At 56.8% G+C, this 17,510-nt stretch carries 12 protein-coding genes and 1 pseudogene; 7 read left to right on the forward strand and 6 right to left on the reverse strand.

From position 1 onward, the window contains the following. Positions 1-198: 198 nt before the first annotated feature. Positions 199-1,413, reverse strand: a complete 1,215-nt coding sequence (locus HCN58_RS16110) for a CaiB/BaiF CoA transferase family protein (RefSeq protein WP_171580316.1) — start codon at positions 1,411-1,413, stop codon at positions 199-201. A 291-nt stretch (positions 1,414-1,704) separates the two neighbouring features. On the opposite strand from HCN58_RS16110, the gene HCN58_RS16115 reads away from it, so the two are divergent. The 5 genes and pseudogenes from HCN58_RS16115 to HCN58_RS16135 form a co-directional block, all read left to right on the forward strand. Further along, complete coding sequence (locus tag HCN58_RS16115) at positions 1,705-2,781, forward strand: LacI family DNA-binding transcriptional regulator (protein WP_171580317.1); 1,077 nt, start codon at positions 1,705-1,707, stop codon at positions 2,779-2,781. A gap of 92 nt (positions 2,782-2,873) precedes the next feature. Then, positions 2,874-3,656 (forward strand): enoyl-CoA hydratase-related protein, encoded by a 783-nt coding sequence (locus HCN58_RS16120; RefSeq protein WP_171580318.1) that lies wholly within the window; start codon positions 2,874-2,876, stop codon positions 3,654-3,656. 1,161 nt (positions 3,657-4,817) lie between these two features. Continuing rightward, positions 4,818-6,404, forward strand: coding sequence for an amidophosphoribosyltransferase (locus HCN58_RS16125; RefSeq protein ID WP_235983634.1), 1,587 nt, complete (start codon positions 4,818-4,820; stop codon positions 6,402-6,404). Between the two features lie 7 nt (positions 6,405-6,411). Then, on the forward strand, positions 6,412-7,092 hold the full coding sequence (locus HCN58_RS16130; RefSeq protein ID WP_171580319.1) for an HAD family hydrolase: 681 nt from the start codon (positions 6,412-6,414) through the stop codon (positions 7,090-7,092). A gap of 688 nt (positions 7,093-7,780) precedes the next feature. Next, positions 7,781-7,945 (forward strand): annotated as a pseudogene (locus tag HCN58_RS16135) (IS5/IS1182 family transposase); the annotation flags it as partial. A gap of 571 nt (positions 7,946-8,516) precedes the next feature. Here the strand turns inward: HCN58_RS16135 and HCN58_RS16140 are convergent. The 3 genes from HCN58_RS16140 to HCN58_RS16150 form a co-directional block, all read right to left on the reverse strand. Further along, complete coding sequence (locus tag HCN58_RS16140) at positions 8,517-9,050, reverse strand: cysteine hydrolase family protein (protein WP_171580320.1); 534 nt, start codon at positions 9,048-9,050, stop codon at positions 8,517-8,519. 42 nt (positions 9,051-9,092) lie between these two features. After that, complete coding sequence (locus tag HCN58_RS16145; protein WP_171580321.1) at positions 9,093-9,731, reverse strand: acyl-homoserine-lactone synthase; 639 nt, start codon at positions 9,729-9,731, stop codon at positions 9,093-9,095. A 189-nt stretch (positions 9,732-9,920) separates the two neighbouring features. Further along, positions 9,921-10,649: an autoinducer binding domain-containing protein gene (locus tag HCN58_RS16150; RefSeq protein ID WP_171580322.1), complete on the reverse strand. Its 729-nt coding sequence runs from the start codon at positions 10,647-10,649 to the stop codon at positions 9,921-9,923. 504 nt (positions 10,650-11,153) lie between these two features. Here HCN58_RS16150 and HCN58_RS36755 point away from each other — a divergent pair. Beyond that, on the forward strand, positions 11,154-11,516 hold the full coding sequence (locus HCN58_RS36755; RefSeq protein WP_171580323.1) for a LysR family transcriptional regulator: 363 nt from the start codon (positions 11,154-11,156) through the stop codon (positions 11,514-11,516). Positions 11,517-11,669: 153 nt separating this feature from the next. Here HCN58_RS36755 and HCN58_RS16160 read toward each other — a convergent pair whose 3' ends face one another. Both HCN58_RS16160 and HCN58_RS16165 read right to left on the reverse strand, forming a co-directional pair. Further along, entirely contained in the window at positions 11,670-13,550 is a 1,881-nt protein-coding gene (locus HCN58_RS16160) for an MFS transporter (protein ID WP_235983636.1), read from the reverse strand. After that, positions 13,547-14,461 carry an alpha/beta fold hydrolase gene (locus HCN58_RS16165; RefSeq protein ID WP_171580324.1) on the reverse strand — a complete coding sequence of 305 codons (915 nt, stop codon included), beginning with the start codon at positions 14,459-14,461 and terminating at the stop codon, positions 13,547-13,549. Before HCN58_RS16165 ends, HCN58_RS16160 begins: the two co-directional genes overlap by 4 nt. A gap of 1,303 nt (positions 14,462-15,764) precedes the next feature. On the opposite strand from HCN58_RS16165, the gene HCN58_RS16170 reads away from it, so the two are divergent. Then, complete coding sequence (locus HCN58_RS16170) at positions 15,765-17,504, forward strand: outer membrane beta-barrel protein (RefSeq protein WP_171580325.1); 1,740 nt, start codon at positions 15,765-15,767, stop codon at positions 17,502-17,504. Positions 17,505-17,510 lie beyond the last annotated feature (6 nt).

Raw genomic sequence — 17,510 nt, forward strand, 5'->3', positions numbered from 1 at the left:
ACCATCGTGCAAAGCTGCTGTACCGCCGTTTAGTGCAGAGAATCGCGGGTCCTCGAAATCCCGAACGCCACTATGCGAGCGGCACGTGCGACAGCTACCAGTCGGCGCCCGCGGTCACCTGCTGCATCCAGCGGGTAAGCTAGCGCGATGGGGACATAGAGGAGACAAGCGCCTGCGCGCCTTCAAATGTTGCTGTAGCTAAAGCACTTTTGGATCAAGAGATGTCATAGAGCCGACGGCACCCCTGTCGTAGAGATCCTTCAATTGCCGAGCATCGTAGCCGAGCTCCTTCAGGATTTCTTCCGTCTGCGCCCCGAGCTTCTGCGGCGGCAAACGTATCTCTGGCACCTCGCCGTCGTAACAAATGGGATGGCTGACGAGGGTAATCGGCGCCCCGGTCGCCCCTTTCACGACCTGGAAGCTCTTGTTGTGAATGACCTGCGGGTCGACGACGACATCTGAATAGTCATTGATACGGGCGTGCCAGATTCCGCGAGCCTCAAGCAGCGCAAGGCACTCGGATGTCGTGCGTTTGGCGATGTTGGCCGCAATTGCTGCCGATGCCTGGTCGCGCCGCCGATAAGCTTCCGTGTCGGGAACGCGCTGATCGGCGGGAAGCGAAAACACATCCGCCAGCACGTCGAGCGATCCGAGCGAGATCGCGATGTGTCCGTCACGGGTGGCATAGATGCCGTAAGGAGCGCCGTAATACCATCCTGCGATCGGACCCGGCTGGCGCACATCGTCCGGTCTCTGCCCGTTGAGATAGCAGGTGAAGGACTCCATCTGCAGGTCGAGGGCTGCTGACAGCAGACTGACATCGACCCGACACCCCTGCCCCGTACGCGCTTTCCTCACCAGTGCGGCCAGGATGCCAGCCGCAAAAAGAACGGCCCCGTGATGATCAACTGCCGAAACACCTACGGCGCGCGGGCCGTGCTCGCGGCTTCCGGTGATCGTTGCAAGCCCCGCCAACGCTTGAATCAAGAGGTCCTGGCCGGGTCGATTGACGTACGGCCCGTCTGTGCCATATCCGGATGCTGCGGCATAGATGATATCTGGCTTGATGCTCCTGGCGTCCTCATAGCCAAGCCCCAGCTTGTTGAGCACGCCAGGCCGGAAATTCTCGGTGAGGACATCCGACGTTGCGATCAGTTTTTTCGCAACAGCAACCCCGTCCGGCTTCTTGAGATCGAGCGTTAGACTACGCTTATTGCGATTGCCGGTCAGAAGCAGCATGGATTGACCATCTACCTGCTTGTCCGCCCCGCCCCATTTCCGCTGGAAGGCGCCGTCCGGCGGCTCCACAGCGATCACGTCTGCGCCGAGATCGGCGAGAAATTGCACACCCATCGGGCCCATCAGGAAGTGGTTGAAGCTGAGGACGCGAATGCCCTTGAGAAGATCGACCATACGTTCTTTCTTGGTTCTCTCTAACTATCTCACGAAACGTCGGCGACATCCCGAGCCTCTGAAATCGTTTTCAGGATTATCGGTCCCACTGACCAGCGGAGTCAAGCGCGTTAAGCGCCGCACTATCGGAGTATGGCCGCCGGCGCGCTCTGCTTGATGTGGCTTAGGCGCGCGCATACTGTTCAACGGAACCAACGATCTCGTCCACAGTGCGCTTGAGATAGCGGCCCTCCCGGTGGTTTAACTCGAATGGTGTTAACAGCCCGTTTTGGGACAATCCGAGCAGATCAGATGGACAAGAAATCGATCGCCGATCCCAAAGGCCGGTCCCGGCCCAGGGTGAAGATCGAGGACGTCGCAAGAGAGGCGAACGTCTCGCCGGCGACGGTGTCGCGCGTTCTAAATCATCCAGGAATTGTCAGGCCCGAACTGCGCGATAAAGTGATGCGCTTCATCACCGATCTCTCCTATACGCCCGATAGCGCGGCCCGGGCACTGAAATCGGGACGCATGCGGACGATCGGCGCGATCGTTCCGACGCTGGGCCTTGGCATCTTTGCCGAAAGCGTGGAGGCCCTGCAGAACCGGCTGAGCGAAAGCGGCTACACGTTATTCATCGCCAATTCACAATATGATCAACGACGCGAGTTGCAGGAGATGCAGAGCCTCATCGAGCGTGGCATCGACGGCATTGTGCTGGTGGGGGGCTCGCACGGTCGGGAGCTGAGAACTCTGGTCGAGCAAACTGGCGTCCCCGTCATTACGACTTACGTCTCCAAGGCGGGCGGCGGCATTCCTGCCATTGGCATCGACAACGAACGCGCCACTCGCGAAATGACCGAATTTCTTCTCGGCCTGGGACACGTTCGTTTCGGTGCAATTGCCAACATTCTACCATCGAATGACCGTTCCCGCGCCCGACTTGATGGGATCCAGCGCGCCCTCTCTGAAGCCGGTATCCGACTCCAGCCGACTCAGGTCATCAGGGCCGACCACTCGCTGGCGCAAGGACGAAAGGCACTTCGCCAACTGCTCACTGACCATCCCGCCACGACCGCCGTGATCTGCACCACCGACACGCTGGCCATCGGCGCCATGACGGAAGCCCGTAAGATGGGCTTGAGCGTGCCGCGGGCGGTTTCGATTACCGGTTTTGACGATGTGGAGCTGGCGGCACAGGTGGATCCGCCGCTAACGACGATCAGTATTCCCGCTGCTGAAATCGGCCGGGGCGCAGCCGACTATCTCATCAGTGCGATCGCAGGAAGACCCGTCCCCAAGAGCGTCTTGTTGCCCTACCGGCTGGTAGTGCGGTCGTCCACCACGTCACCACCGAAAGCCGACCGCCTTCCGAAGCGCCCCCGATGAAGGCTGGCAAGCTGGCTAGGCTGCAGGACGGCTGTTCGCGAAAACGATTTCGGTGTAAATGGCGCTGATCCGTAACCTGCAAAGGTGCTACGTTGAACGCCAAATCCGACCTCATTCTTTGGACGTCTCCCCTGCAGCACGTGGTGCTCTTGACGCTGAATAGGGCATCCAAACGAAACGCGCTGAACAATGATCTGATCGCGGAACTCGCGGCCGCTCTTCGCAAGGCTGCGCTGGATGATGAGGTGCGCTGCGTCGTACTTCGTGGCAGCGATGCGTTCTTTTCTGCCGGCGCCGATATCAAGGAAATGCGGCAACGAGGGTTCGAAGCCATCGACAATTCCGCGCGACGTTCTGCTTGGCGGGATATCGCCAATTTCCCCAAGCCATTTATTGCCGCGGTTGAGGGCATTTGCTTTGGCGGTGGTCACGAGCTCGCGCTTCTGGCTGACATCGTGGTCGCCGGTGAAGGCGCCAGCTTCGGGCAGCCGGAGATCAACATCGGGATATTGCCGGGAGACGGAGCAACCCAGCGATTGACCCGAGTGGCCGGCAAATCGCTCGCGATGCTCATGATCCTGACCGGAGAACCCATCTGTGCGCGCGCAGCCCATCAGGCTGGGCTTGTTGCTGAGGTCACGGCAGAGGGCAAGGCACAGAGCCGCGCCCTCGAGCTTGCCGAAATTATCACGCACAAGCCGCCGCGTTCCGCGGAACTGGCTAAAGCGGCTGTACTCGCCGCCTACCAAACCGCACTTGACGCCGGTCTAGAATTTGAACGACAAGCCGTCAGGCACGCATTCACGACGTCTGATCAGCAAGAGGGAATGAACGCCTTTTTTGAGAAGCGGTCGCCGACCTATCGGGGGACCTAGAAGACACTAGATCATCCAAGCACGCCGGCGGAAGCAACAATTGGACTCTCGTATTTCGAAATCGTGCTCCGGAGAACTTCCATCAACTCGCCGAACCACCGCGGAATGTCGTTGTACACCTCAAAGCCGCCGAATGACCGCGGAGGACATCCCACTTCGCTCGGCCAGCTGACCGACCAGTTCAGAATGCCCCCGGACGGCCCGCAGTTGCGTGCTGATGATCCCTGATGGGCCATCGTGCGGCCAGGAAGTTTGCCTTTGTGGACACCCCTCCGAATTCCCAGCATTCCCGAACGCTACCGCTCAGATTCTTGAGCGGCGCGCCCTGCACCGGTACCGGCGGTAAGGGCCGTCTGGCTGTCGCAACCGATGTTCAAGGACGGTAAGCCCGCTCCGCCCCGACCGCATATTCTATGAGAGCTGTATCACGGTCTTCTTAGTGGAGTGATCCATGCATTCTTCTACAAAAGACTATTGTTCTTCGGGTAGAGACGCGGGTTTTGTACCAAGACACTCGGTTAATACCGACTCCTCAGTGTGGCGGTTGTGACATCGCGGTCGATGCCGAGCACCTCAACGGCACCATTTATCTGCAGCTCGCCTGCTCCTCCCTACGATCCCATTGCTTCGAAACCGGAGCGGATGTTGCGCCCGCCGGAAAGCGTTAGGTCGACCCAGCAACCCATCGTGGGATAAGCCGCGGAGCTTTCATGGTCAGGTGCATGTCCTTCTGATCGCGTGATCCGCACTCACGCGGACCGCATACGGTGCACCGGGCCGATGATCTTGTAACCAATCACCGCGACATCGCTGGGCGATCGTGGACGATTTTCGCCTTGCTGCCGCTGCCGGACGTTCAATTCGTGACACCTATTTGGCAAAGCGTGTCGCGCCTCAGCTAACGTGTCGTAGATCCAACAGTTCGGACCGCGGCCGAATGATCAAAACGCTCGCATTCCAAAACTCGCAGCGAATATGCCCGCACGAGCACGCCGCCTAAGACACTGGCACGAGCCTTGCTAAAACGCGAGCGGGACGACGTGCTTCGCGCCGCGCCGGCGGAATACATCTGCCTTAGGGGTCGGACTCGGGACGCGGAGTCTTGGTTGAACACGACACACGCAGTGTCGAATGAACTGTCGTCTTTGAGGGATAAATAGCATGTCCGGTGTGGCTGGCGCCTTTCTGTTGCCTTCAAGTCACTCCCAGCACACGCTTTATGATCGGCTCAAGCATGTGGTTCCGAAACTTGGACTTCGTGGGCAGGCGGGTTTCGGTCTTGCCGCCTACATGCATGGAAAGCGCGTTCAATATATAAGGTCGTCTCAGTCGCCAAGCGAATTAGTAAACTTTGACTATAATGAACAGTATGCGAATTTCAGGCCTCACGCAGCGATTGCACACATTAGTAGTCCGTCTAAGAGGGAACAGCACGAGAGCGACGTGCAGCCTGTTAACAACGATAAAGTCGGTTTCCGCCATTTGGCTATTTCGCTAGACGGGGCCTTGGTCAACGCTGATGAACTTAGAGAAGAGTTGCTCGCCCAAGGGCATCGCTTTGACAGCGAAACGGATGCCGAGCTCTTGCTCAAACTGATTGAGCGCACTTGTGAAAGTGATTATTGGCGACATGGTCTGCCGGTGAATCACGAAAGACTGTTTCGGGAGATCGATAACCGTATCGATGGCGCCGTCAGCGCACTCTTGTTGGATGGTGAAGGGAATCTCATTGCTTTTCGCAACCGATATGGTCTGCGCCCCCTAGAATTCATGCAAACAGATGACGGCTTTTTGCTTTTTGCGTCGGAAAACTGTGCTTTTGTCGGACTCCAAGGCAAGGCAGAAGAAATTTTACCAGGCCACATCAAGTACGTGAACGGAAAAACGGGAGTATGCCTTGATCGCTCTCTGTGCGATGCTGGACATAACACCAGGCTGTGCGCCTATGAAACGCTTTACCTGGGAAGCCCCAACACGTCGAAACGCCAATCTCATCTCGAAACCCGTTACAATATCGGAGTTGCTCTTGGTAAAATTATTGCGCCAAGACTGGCAGCAGAAGTGGGGTCCGCCCCTGTTATAGTTTCTTCTATGCCGCGAACCGGAGGGCCGTATGCTGATGGTCTGTTTGCATCACTGGCCGAAGGCGGCGCCATCGTCCAACGTCACGAACTCATCGCAACACAATTTTCTCAGCGGACGCTTATAGGTATCTTTGGCGAGCGCAAATCTCTTATTGCCCAAAAATATCGTGTCGCAGAGAAAGACGTTACCGACAGCACCATAATCATGGCTGATGAAGCCCTCATTCGCGGCGATACAAGTCGGGCTGTCACGAATATGCTCCTTGCCGCCGGGGCCAAGGCTGTGCATTGGGCAATCGGTTCACCGCCTATAGTGGCCCCAAATTACTACGGCATGGGTATCGACACCATGGATGAGTTGGCGTTCTGGCAAACGTGGAAGACCCTCCCACCCCAACAGCGCAAGCAAAGCCTGCGTTTTCATAACATCGAACCGCAAATGCTCAAGGTCATCGAAAGCACAATTGCCGTATCCATCAATGCTGCGGCTATCACTTATCTACCCTTCCAAGTTCTCGTATCCTTGCTTCCCCAGGGGCATGATGGAATAGATTTGTCGCCGTTTACGTTTGAGATGCCAACCCCAGCGGGGCAAAAGCGCGCGAATAAGAATTTGAACAAGTTAATCGCCGATCTTCCCTTCCCGGAGCCGGCCGTTGCCTGAGGTTATCATGAAACCCACTCTAGTATTTGATTGGAACGGCACGCTGCTCGACGACGCCGATGCGTTGCTGAAAACGATCAATGCCATTCTAGGGCGCTTCGGTCGCCCTGATATCGATATGCCAACTTTTCGGGAACAGTGCGAGCTCCCGCTTTCTGTCCTTTACCGCAGTGTCGGAATGTCGGAAGGTGAAGCCGCAATCGTGGATAGCGATGGCAGCGCCATTTTTCACGACACCTACGAACCGCTGGCGAGCAAGGCCGATCTGCGCAAAGGCGCGCGCTGCATTCTAGAAGCGGCACGTCAACAGGCGGTCTCAACGATCGTTCTCAGCAGCTATATAGTCGACCCTCTTCGTTCCCAAATCCGCAGGCTTGGACTCGACGATTGCGTCAACGAGGTTCTAGCCTTCGAAAGCCGCGCCACTCAATTCAAAAGCATGAGCAAAGGCGAACGGCTTCGCCTGTATATGCAAGCAAATAATCTAAAGCCCGAGTCAACCTTTATCATCGGCGACATGCCGGTTGAAACGGACATTGCACGCGACCTTGGGCTTATCAGCATATCCATTACCGGCGGATTTGTTTCCGAGTCGCGTTTGCAGGCTGCACAGCCGGATTACATCATTCATGACCATCATGAGCTGCTGCCAATTTTGCAAAGGCACGGCTTTTTTCGAAACGCATAGGACCATGACTGAAACTCCGCTAACAACCGCCCTCCTACGGTGGCGGGACAAAGGATCGGCCTTCGGCGCAGGACGCATGGGAACTGACATGTATTCGACGTGGCAGCCTATGAACGGGGTTTCGTTGCTGAATATGAAAGCAGCGGCGCCTCGAACGTACGCGCTCTGCGAATGTTGAGCCAGTGAGTGATGCTCACGGGCATGGCGACGGCAGCATTGGTCGCTGCTGCTCATTGATCGCCACGCTCCGGAAGGCCGGTCGCCTATCACTACCACTGCCCCGCTGGCGTCCCACCACAGCATCGCAAGAGCCTTCGCAGAAAGGCTGTACGACCACCTGGAGCAAGGCCGGATGGCCCAGCACGAGAACGGTTATGATCGGCGTCTATGTCGTGGACGACACGCGCGAGCTGGTTAAACGATTGGCGCAAAGACGGTGGTCGGCCTGTTGCGCCTCGACAATCTCGTCGCTGATCGGCAGGCACGGGGCTCATCCAAGCTTGGGCTGATGAGGCTGGCTGGAACGGCTCTCGCCACATCAAAGTCCGGGGATCGCGGCCGAGGCACGCGCCGTCTAGACTCCACACATTGTGCAACTAAGTAGACGCAGCTCGGGCGACTCGGCGCCGCGTATTTAGGGCCAAATGGAGGCGCTGTCCCTACCGCCCGCGCTGCTAGTTTAATATAACACCTGATCATTGATTCTACCATCGTCCGAGCCCATAAACAGATGCCGAGGCTAAAAACGGGGTCTGAAGATCAACCTATCGGCCGTTCTAGCGATGGCCTGAGCAGCAAGATCCAGATGGCCGTTCGAGGCTTGGGATGTCCCGTGCGGTTCACACGGACTGCCCGGTCAGAGGTGATGCGCAAGCCGCAGCCTTGTCTTCTAAACGAATTCCATGGTTCCGTCGAGAGGATCTGACGAGCACGACGCGGCGCTCGCTTGCGATAAGCTTCGAGCCGCATGGTTCTTCAGTGATGAACGATGATTCGGGAAGCGTTCGCGAAAAATACGAAAGGATGATCTGTTCGGCTTCAAGGTTCGCGACTGTTCACTGGCGAACATTCGTCCTTGTGTTGAGCGGAGGCCCGGATATTATGATCGCATCTCCGGCATGCATCGCAAAAGGACTCGCAATCCTGTCGAGCTCATCCAAAGAAAATTCCTCCTTATCGGACTACGCGGTGTCCTTGCTCTACATTGCTGCCAGCGCGAGCCCTCTCGGTTCCCCTCGCACGTGCGATGAAGCTCGTCTTACCTGCGCTCTCTCACCTGAATCTCGGCAAACGGCAGATGTTGAATGCAGCGCTAGAGTTGGTCTCGCTCTTGGACGCCCAGCGCCTCTCCATGCTGCGCATCTGCGTCCCCAAGACCAGTACCACAAGAACAGGTGCCCCGCTTGGGGGGATGGCCACCCAGATCATAATAGAAGCTGCTGAACTTTTTGCGTCAAAAGCGGATCATGCAGACATACCGCCCATTCCAGCAGCATCTGGCGCACCGTGGTTGCCAAGATGCCATGAAGCGCCATCCGATCGAAAGCGAGTGATCGATCCGCGTCGACACGCGTTGCGATGAGGTCCGAGAGGAGGCGTACGTCATATCCACGCTCGACCGCGTGCAGTGCGGCAATGAAGATATCTTCTTCGAGCCAACCTCCCCCAAAGAAGATGATACCGGTGTCGCGTGAAGCCAGATTGTCCGTAAATCGCGGATCGTGCCAAATGGAAAGAGCATCAACGTCCAGCTGCGTCGTCGAGTGCATGAGTTTCTGACCCATAATGTCGAACGCCTGGCATTCGCCGATGAGGGTCAACGCGACGCCAAACATCTCCAAGGCTGTCTGCAGCAATGAGAAACTGACATGCTGCGGGGCAAGACCGGCCGAAGCCGGCGTCTTACCTCGCGTCATATTGATCAAAACTACCCGACTATGTCGTGGGTCTGCGAGCATTTACGTATCAAATTACTTTTGCTGGATGCTGCTCGGAGGGCATTAGGCAGCCGCGTTAACAAGATCCGGTGGCACAAGCACGGGGCCGTTGACGTCGGCTTGTTCGTACATCTTGTGAAGCGTTTGTTCGGACATGTCGAGAAAGCCGGCAACCGCCATGGTCGATCCGACCTGCCGCGGATCAGCGATCCGTCTCAAAGGCCAGCGCGCACGGCGGAGAATGCGCTCCATACGCGTATCAGTCACTGTCACGATGCTGTCTGCGCGCGCGGCGCGTGCTGCCTCCATCATGGCGGCGAAGAGGATGAACGTAGCGCGATTGAGACGATTGGCTGTCTGCTCCGCGACAAGACTGGTGTCGACGCAAAAGCGTGAGCTTTCGAGAATTCTTTCGTCAGCCGGCGCTGGCGTCCCGCCGAGCAGAACGGGAAAGGTATCGGCCAACATGGTTGGTCCGGTCGTCGGAAGCAGACGAACCGAACCAACCGGCTCCCCCGCGTCTGCCATCAGAACGAGATAAGTCGGCCCGAGAGTGTCATACACATCGAGCTCAAATTCACCCGAGACCGACACTGACCAGTCGAGCCTGTCCTTGAAGACACGGCGCCGCAGCCGATACATCGCCGCGAGCAACTCTAGATGACGGCCAAACTGAGAGGTGTGAATTGCGATGGCATGCATAGCGACCTCCTGAATTATCGGGAGGCCTCAAAACCAGAAAGAGAGTTGCTAATCGCCTGTCAAATTTTACAGGTACCTCTTGTTCAGTTTGATTACGTTAGACCTTTTTGGACAGAACGCAATACAACATGCCCGGCGCGACGAGCGCCAGGCTATTGTGCATCTCGCGAAATGGAAGGGTGTGGATGATTAGGACAACAAACCGCGCCGCAGCGCCTCGGCGACGCATTGAGCAATAGATGCTGCACCTAGTTTGCGGCGCGCGTTATCAAGATGAAACACGACAGTTCGCGGTGCAATCTGGACCAGCACCGCGATATCGGCGATAGTTTTTCCGCGCGCGGTCCATGCAAGGCATTGGCGCTCGCGCTGACTGAGCTCACTTGCGATGAGTTTACTGGCAGAGAGTACGTCAAGTCTGGCGGCGACATAACAATGAAAGTGCAACCCGACGAGTTGTATGAGATCCTTCCCGTCCGCCACGAGCCGCTCGGGGTGAAGATCGCGGTCGCCCGTCGCCAGTGTAAATGCAGCCATCCGCCCAAATCCACCCCTGATTGGCACAGTGATGCCTGATCTAATTCCGAAAGTCATCGCTTCATCGAAGAACCGGCGCTGCTCGCGATTTCCGGCCAAGGCTGACGCCTCGCCTCCCCAGCTGAATAGCGCGCGCTCGGCACGCGCGCGGCGCACCACCGGATCGAGCTGCTGATATCCAAGTTGGAAGTACCGGCTGGTCCAGGTTTTGGGATATGACGAGATCAACATCGGCGTCTCGCCGGTCAAGCGCAGGTAGGCAAATCGCTGGAAGCCAAGCCTCTGTGTTAGCCGCGTTGCGACACGCTCGAATTCATCCTCGCTGGTAGCGGTTTGGATGGCATCAATAAATTCCTGGAAGATGCATTCGACCGGGCTCATTCCGGCTCTACCATTTTAACATAGTCAAACGTGCTTCCTAATGACCCCACCCCGCCTTTGGCGAAGAAGCTTCTCGGCTTACCAGGTCCCTCGAGCTCCCGCCAGAACACCCACGGGCTCGAGACCGGGTGGCCGAGGTGGAGGCGAACGTAAAGGCCCTGCCCGCGGATGTACCGGCATCATTCTATGCAGCCTGTTCGGACGGGATCTCGGCGAAGTTGAAAAAGCCGTGCGAATGGTGAGCCCCGCCAACAGACTAAAATTGCCATCTAATCGTTATTTCTAACTGAGAACCTGCAACGCAGCCTTACAACAGCTGGAGAATCTCTTACAATCAATCTTGTTGTCATTTTCGTCGAAAAACTTTCAGTCGCGCGGGTTAACCGCGTTTTCGTGATCTGAAAAGTATCATTTATTGGGATCAATGTTAGAGAATCTAACAGCTAAGCATGCGCAAAATTCCACCTTTCACCGCTCTTCGTGCATTTGAGGCGTTGTCACGACATGGATAGCCTCACGCAAGCTGCCGCTGAACTGAATGTCAGCCACAGCGCTGTGAGCCAACAGTTGCGGCTGCTGGAAGGATATTTCTCTTGCAAATTGGTGCGGAAGACTGGCAACCGCATTGAATTGACGCCTGCAGCACGTTCCTACGCTCATGAAGTACGCAAGAGCCTCGATCTGTTGGCCGTTGCTTCGGAGGACTTTGCCAGCTCCGGCTCCGCAAGCTGCAGAACGGCGCCTTGGAATTCTTTTTCCTCAATCACGCATCATTGGCTCTGGGTTCTACGGCCTATTCAACCCCTCAGCGCGCAAAGCCAAAAGTGTTTTGAGCAGTTTATCACATGGCTGGCGCAAGAAGACTAGCTCCACTTGAAGGCGTCGGCCGAGGTTGAGTGGCCCTGCCTGTCGCCCCCCTCGCAATAGCAACTTCGCAAGCAACCGGGAACGTCAGGTTGAAGACCGCCCCACACAGACCGCGGATCTCGGTGGCGCCGCTTTCCACATCTTGCAGAGCTTCTAGAGCGGCCGCTTGCTCCCGGCACGAGTGCCTCGTAGAGGCACGGGGATAATAAACCAGAACCATGCTCCGAGCTGAACTGCAAGGTTGACCGCAAAGGCTGTTTGGTAACCAATTTCCGGGTAGTGGCCCTGCTGAGGTGTCCAGTACTGAATCAAGAAACCCACCAAATACTGGACCAGAAAGGCGCAACCGATGTGAAAGACGTTGAGCGCCGCGGTGGCACGTCCAGCAAGCTCTTTTGGGAAAAAATCGCCCAAAATCGCGTAGCTAAGGACGGTCGCCGCCCCGCAGGCAGCGACAATCATCCACGGAACAGATGATGGCAAAGGTACTCGCAGGATCACTGCCAATTGGGCTACGAAGAACAGAAGTGCGACCAAGCCCAGCAGCGGTCGAGGACCTATCCCGTGTCGACGAAGCTTTTGAGCCGCAACGCCTAGAACCAGGGCGCCCGCACTCGATGCGATTGCCATGACAAAGAGATTGCGAAGCAATTCCGATCGGTCCAGGCCCTCGACATCGGCGAACCACTGGCCAGCCCACAGCCCCTGTAACGCCCAGGCCGTACCAATGCAGGTTGCGGAGAGCGGCGCCAAACGCCAGAAGCGAGGATCTGAATAAATCATTCGTAGTCCAATGGTAGTCCCCTTCACGGCGAATGAGCACGTGCCTTTTGGCACGAGAAGGAAAATTGCGAGGGCGCATCCAACCGATGCAATGGCTAAGAGCTCAAACAATCCCCGCCAGCCGATCGACACGAGCAGGTATTCGGCCGGCAATGTTGCCGTCACGGCGCCAAAGGACCCTAGCATGATCATCAAGCCATTGAGCAGTGGCACCTGCTCGGCGGGGAACCAGAGAACGACGGCTTTCAATCCGGCCGTCAATGCTGCAGAAGCGCCAAAGCCGATTAACGCTCGGCCGAGAAGAAGAAGCCAAAAGTTGTCGGAGACGGCAAATAGCGCTGCCCCGGCGGCTGCGGCCAGTAGCACGACACTCTGGATTTTTCGTGGACCGTATCGGTCCACTAACACCCCAATAGGAATCTGGGCGGCCGCGAAGGTCAGGAAGTAGATGGACGTCAGGAGACCGAGGTCGTCGGCACCCAGTCCAAACTCATAGGTCAATGGTGCAGCTATGGTCGCGTTTATGGTGCGAAAGAGAAAAGAAAGATAGTAAGCTGCGACGAAGGGTAAGAAGACGCGCAAAACTAAAAGCCAATCTGTGGAGAAGGCTCGTGACCGCTGCGGCCCCGTAGCACGCCATGGCGCCAAAAACGGCCGCCATATCGCGCCAGCCATTGTTTGTTCTGCTCTTGTATCGGGTTCGCGATCGAAGGCTGCGCCTCGAGCAACAGCCGGAGATTGTGGTTTGTTGCCGGCGACAGGCGCCGCAACGCTGTTTGGTTCCTGGTGTGTGGAGCGGACCGACCCTTCTTGCCTCACCGGTTGTGTTGCAAGATGCGCCGGATCAGCCGAATTCACCCGCTCAATTGTTTCCTTGATGAGCGACGTTCCTAGATGAACCCGCCTTGTCACCTGTGCAGCAAATTCGTCGAAGCGCGCGAGTCCCAGGGTACAGGCGGCAGGTTGGTCGGCGGCTGCAAGCGGAGGCGTGACGGCGAGAAGAAATCGAGCCTGAAGCGCAACAGTCTCACTCACAATCCGCAACTCTTGATGAAGCTGTTCGAGGTTCTGGTTGATGGCGTTCAGCCGGCGATCAACCGAGGGGTCATCGACGTCATGATCTGGTGGCCCGAAGAAATCAGCGAGGGCAGCCTCAATGATCTCCGATTTGGTGGCGCCGGGACGTTGCGCTGCGACTGCGAGCCGCGCGGCGACGGGCTCGGAAAGGTAGATAGCAATCCATGACTTCATGGAAGCGCTCCGTCGGAATTCAATCGAGCGGCCGTTGAATTCTCATATCCCGAGACGGGCTGCTTCCGCCGCTCGATATGGCCCCAGCTTCCTCGCTCAACGGCGCTGAAGAACGCTTCAATCTGCGCGTTGAAGGCTGCAGGTTCTTCAAGATTGATGGCATGGCCCGTATTGGGGCACACCCAAATGCCAGCGGCGGGAATTGTGGATTTGAGCATCAGGCCGGTTTCTAAACATGGCTTGTCTTCGTCACCCACGGTGAGCAGCACCGGCACCGTCAGCCGTGAAAATTCATCGCGGAAGTTGTGCAAGGAGGGTCGCACGGCTTGGCACTGGAGCAAGGTATTGGCCATACCATGCGCCGAATGCTGCTTGAGCCGGTTTACAAACTCCTGCCAGCCCTTCGGATCCTTGTGTTTCAGTTGAATTCGCGTGAAGTGGCGTGCCATTTTCTCTGCCATGGCATCCATACCTCGCGCCGCCAATGCGCGCGCGAGAACAGACGTGTTCTTCAACCACCTTTCACGATCCGAGGCTGGAGATCCCGCCCCTGCTCCGGCTGCGACGATCGCGCTGCTCCTTTCGCGGTACCGCAACCCAAACAGCAGAGCAGCATAGGCGCCCATGCTAGATCCAACCATGTGGGCGCGCCCGATCGAGAGGTCGCTCATGACGATGCCGATGTCCTCTACGGCGACCTGCCAGCCGTATATGGCGGGATCATCAGGAACGTCGCTCGGTGGATATCCACGCGCGTTGTAGGCGATGCACCTATAGCCACGCGAAAAATACCGGATCTGCGCTTCCCAGCTGTGCAGGTCGGATTCGAATTCATGAACGAAAATGATTGGATAGCCCCGCCCATATTCCTCGAAATACAGCCTTATTCCACCTGAATCGATATAAGGCATCGACACCCCTTTTCTTGGAGCGCCAGCAAGTTGCCGCGCATCGAGTGCCGTTGTGGATGAGCAGGCATAAGAATGGAGGTGTCGATTACCGGCGGATCGGATTTCGACACATCTCTTCTGACGCGCTTCGGCAGGCCCTTCAGGTCTTTATAGGGAGCAACCCCATAAGGTCGCCCGAGAGCACGATCTGGCTGAAGCAACGGGCGAGCCTCACGCTATCTCCTCGAGAATGAGCGCGTGTGTCTGTTGAATAACCCGCCGAATGAGGCTGCGCAGCTCCGCTAGCGGGCCCAACCGCACCCGCAGAGTCTTGATTCTAAATGTTTCTGCGCGTATGCCTATTTTACCGTCAGAATACTATGCTGGGGCCATGACACAGGTTATTCAGAATGCCGTCGCTATTGCGATTGGTGCTTCAGCCGAACGCTATGTCATCCGAATAAAGCTGATCGATCTGCTGGGGAAAATCGCGTTCAAGAATTAGGTGCTCAACCCGAATTAGCCTGCCGATCGGCAGATCCATCTGACGATGATCTATTTTTCGGCCCCGCCGGGCGCGCGCTTTAGGCAGTCTGCATGTTGGCGAAGGGGATTCGCCTTCACATCATAATGTTGTTCAAGCGAGGGGGAGACTTCGTGCTTTTGCTTAGCGGATGCCGATGAACGCATCTGTTTTTACCGCGTCAATTCTCCGCGTTCAGTTCGAGTGAACAAAGGGCAGCGCTTGCCCGCCGGGGCGCCTTACAGCTCTCCGGGCCCACTCGCTACACACACACCGATTAAACACAGCACATCCGCTGCTTTTTTAGCCGAATGAAGGCCGCGGGCTTCCAAGCTTCTTGCCTTCCGTCGTGCGCGACATTGCGGGCCGGCCGTAAAAGAAGCGGGATCATCATTTGGGGCGCATCAGCCTATCAGCAAGCACCAGATTTCGGCGCATTGAATCACTCTCACCTGAAGCCACAGGTGCTACAGTAAACAACTCACACAGTTGTCAATTGCACATTTGGGAGGAGCTGGAGCAAGAGACGAACTCTTCACAGGAGCGTTCACCTATTCAATACGCCAGAAATGCCACGCGTGCAGCATGCCTCTCGTGTCCGACCTCAGACGAGCGACTTGTTTCAAAATCCACCGGTCTTGTTGCGAAGACAACATCGCGATCGAAAAACCGCACGTAATGCGCATCGCGTCCGCTGGCCTAGATCCTGCACACCACAAGCAGCGTGGAAGGGGCGCCAGCAGCGTCGGCCATTTGGCCTTCTTGCAAGATGGCGCGCGCGCTACGTGTTCGTGAGGTGACATGCAATCGGAACTTCTTTTTTGGGGTGTCGCAACAGCTGCGCTCGTTGCAAGCGGTGCCGTTAATTCGGCCGATCTTAGGCCGGTAGTAAGGGTCCCACCGGCACTCTGGAGCTGGACCGGAGGATATATCGGTGGGCACGTCGGCGGGGGCTACGGCCGGACATCATTCAGTGATCCTTACGGCCCCTCAATCTATGGCGACGTCGTTAGTACCCCTGTGTTCCTGGCCGGAGGCCAGCTCGGCTACAATTGGCAAACGAATGGGTGGGTTTTCGGCGTCGAACTAGACGCGAGCCATGCTGTCTCCAATGGCACAAACACCTGTCTTGCCTTCTCAGGCATTGTTGTGATCGACACCTGCACGGCAGGTCCAAATGTCTTTGTCACAGGGACCGCTCGTGTGGGTTACGCTTTTGGCCCGCAGGGTCACACGCTGGCCTACGTCAAGGCAGGCGTGGCCTGGCAAAACAATCGCGGTGATATCGCCAATAACAACGAATTTCGGCATGGGAACTTTGTCGGCTTTCCGCGGGAAACAACGCAGTTCGATTACGGTCGTTTCGGTGCGACCATCGGCGCCGGCGTTGAGCAAGCGCTCACGCCTGCTTGGACCGTCAAATTTGAATACGACTATATGGGTTTTGGCGGGCCGCGTGTGGCGACCCCTCCAACCATGCAGCTTCCGCCACTTGCAATCATCCCAGCCAACACAAGCACCTTATCCAGCAATTATCACGTCGGAAAGATCGGCCTGAATTACCATTTTGGCGTCGATCCGAGAGCGCCGGAAAGGTCCGATGCACCGCTGTACCCGGAAAGAGCGACGGCCAAAGAGGCGCCTGTTGCATATACGGGCGATTGGTCATTCGAAGGTGGCTCACGGCTCTGGCTCAGCCGGGGAAGCTTCCAATGGGACTACAACATTGCGCCTGCGATACCTGGAGAGACCGGCATTCCTAATTCAAGGCTCAGCTATCAGGGGCTGGACGGAGTTTCCGGCGAGTTGTTCGGACGTCTAGACAGCCCCTGGGGAATATTCCTGAAGAGCAATATTGGCGTCGGACGCTTCAACAAAGGAAAGATGAACGACGAAGATTCGAGCCTCCCCATCCAGCACGGCGTGGCCTATAGCAACACGTTATCAGGTCAGGCCAACGGAAGATTCATGTACTATACGGCCGATGCCGGCTACGACTTCCTGCGCGGCGGCACCTACAAGGTCGGTGGGTTTATCGGCTGGAGCTACTACAGCCAAAAGTCCGACTCAATAGGCTGCGTTCAGACCGCCTCGCCCTACTATTCATGTCTGGCGCCGGGCGATAAAAGAATAATGGGTAGCCAAGACACCGACTGGAATGCCCCGCGAATCGGCCTTAGCGCCGAGACTATGTTGCTTGAGCGCTGGCGGGTAAGCGCTGACGTTGCTTACCTGCCCTGGACCGAGTTCAATGGTCGCGACAACCATCTCCTTCGCCACAACACAACTTTCTACGAACAGCGCGGGGATGGTGGCGGCGGCGTTCAGGTGGAAGCAATCCTATCCTACTTCATCACTAAAAATTTTACCATTGGCGTCGGTGGCCGGTATTGGGCAATGTGGACCAAAAAGGACAGTGATGTCGTCTACAACTGCAGCGGCTGCGAAGGCCCGAAAACCCTAAGTCAGGTCCCTGCTCTTGCGAAGTACAGCATGGAACGATGGGGCACGTTCTTCCAGGCCTCTTACAAGCTTGACTGAAACACC

The sequence above is a fragment of the Bradyrhizobium australiense genome (assembly GCF_013114825.1).
GTDB classification, from domain to species: domain Bacteria; phylum Pseudomonadota; class Alphaproteobacteria; order Rhizobiales; family Xanthobacteraceae; genus Bradyrhizobium; species Bradyrhizobium australiense.

What these genes read in the sequence shown, in the direction of transcription:
- HCN58_RS16110 (WP_171580316.1), bottom strand. Translation starts at nt 1,413, where the DNA reads ATGGTCGATCTTCTCAAGGGCATTCGCGTCCTCAGCTTCAACCACTTC.
- HCN58_RS16115 (WP_171580317.1), top strand. Translation starts at nt 1,705, where the DNA reads ATGGACAAGAAATCGATCGCCGATCCCAAAGGCCGGTCCCGGCCCAGG.
- HCN58_RS16125 (WP_235983634.1), top strand. Translation starts at nt 4,818, where the DNA reads ATGTCCGGTGTGGCTGGCGCCTTTCTGTTGCCTTCAAGTCACTCCCAG.
- HCN58_RS16130 (WP_171580319.1), top strand. Translation starts at nt 6,412, where the DNA reads ATGAAACCCACTCTAGTATTTGATTGGAACGGCACGCTGCTCGACGAC.
- HCN58_RS16140 (WP_171580320.1), bottom strand. Translation starts at nt 9,050, where the DNA reads ATGCTCGCAGACCCACGACATAGTCGGGTAGTTTTGATCAATATGACG.
- HCN58_RS16145 (WP_171580321.1), bottom strand. Translation starts at nt 9,731, where the DNA reads ATGCATGCCATCGCAATTCACACCTCTCAGTTTGGCCGTCATCTAGAG.
- HCN58_RS16150 (WP_171580322.1), bottom strand. Translation starts at nt 10,649, where the DNA reads ATGAGCCCGGTCGAATGCATCTTCCAGGAATTTATTGATGCCATCCAA.
- HCN58_RS36755 (WP_171580323.1), top strand. Translation starts at nt 11,154, where the DNA reads ATGGATAGCCTCACGCAAGCTGCCGCTGAACTGAATGTCAGCCACAGC.
- HCN58_RS16160 (WP_235983636.1), bottom strand. Translation starts at nt 13,550, where the DNA reads ATGAAGTCATGGATTGCTATCTACCTTTCCGAGCCCGTCGCCGCGCGG.
- HCN58_RS16165 (WP_171580324.1), bottom strand. Translation starts at nt 14,461, where the DNA reads ATGCCTTATATCGATTCAGGTGGAATAAGGCTGTATTTCGAGGAATAT.
- HCN58_RS16170 (WP_171580325.1), top strand. Translation starts at nt 15,765, where the DNA reads ATGCAATCGGAACTTCTTTTTTGGGGTGTCGCAACAGCTGCGCTCGTT.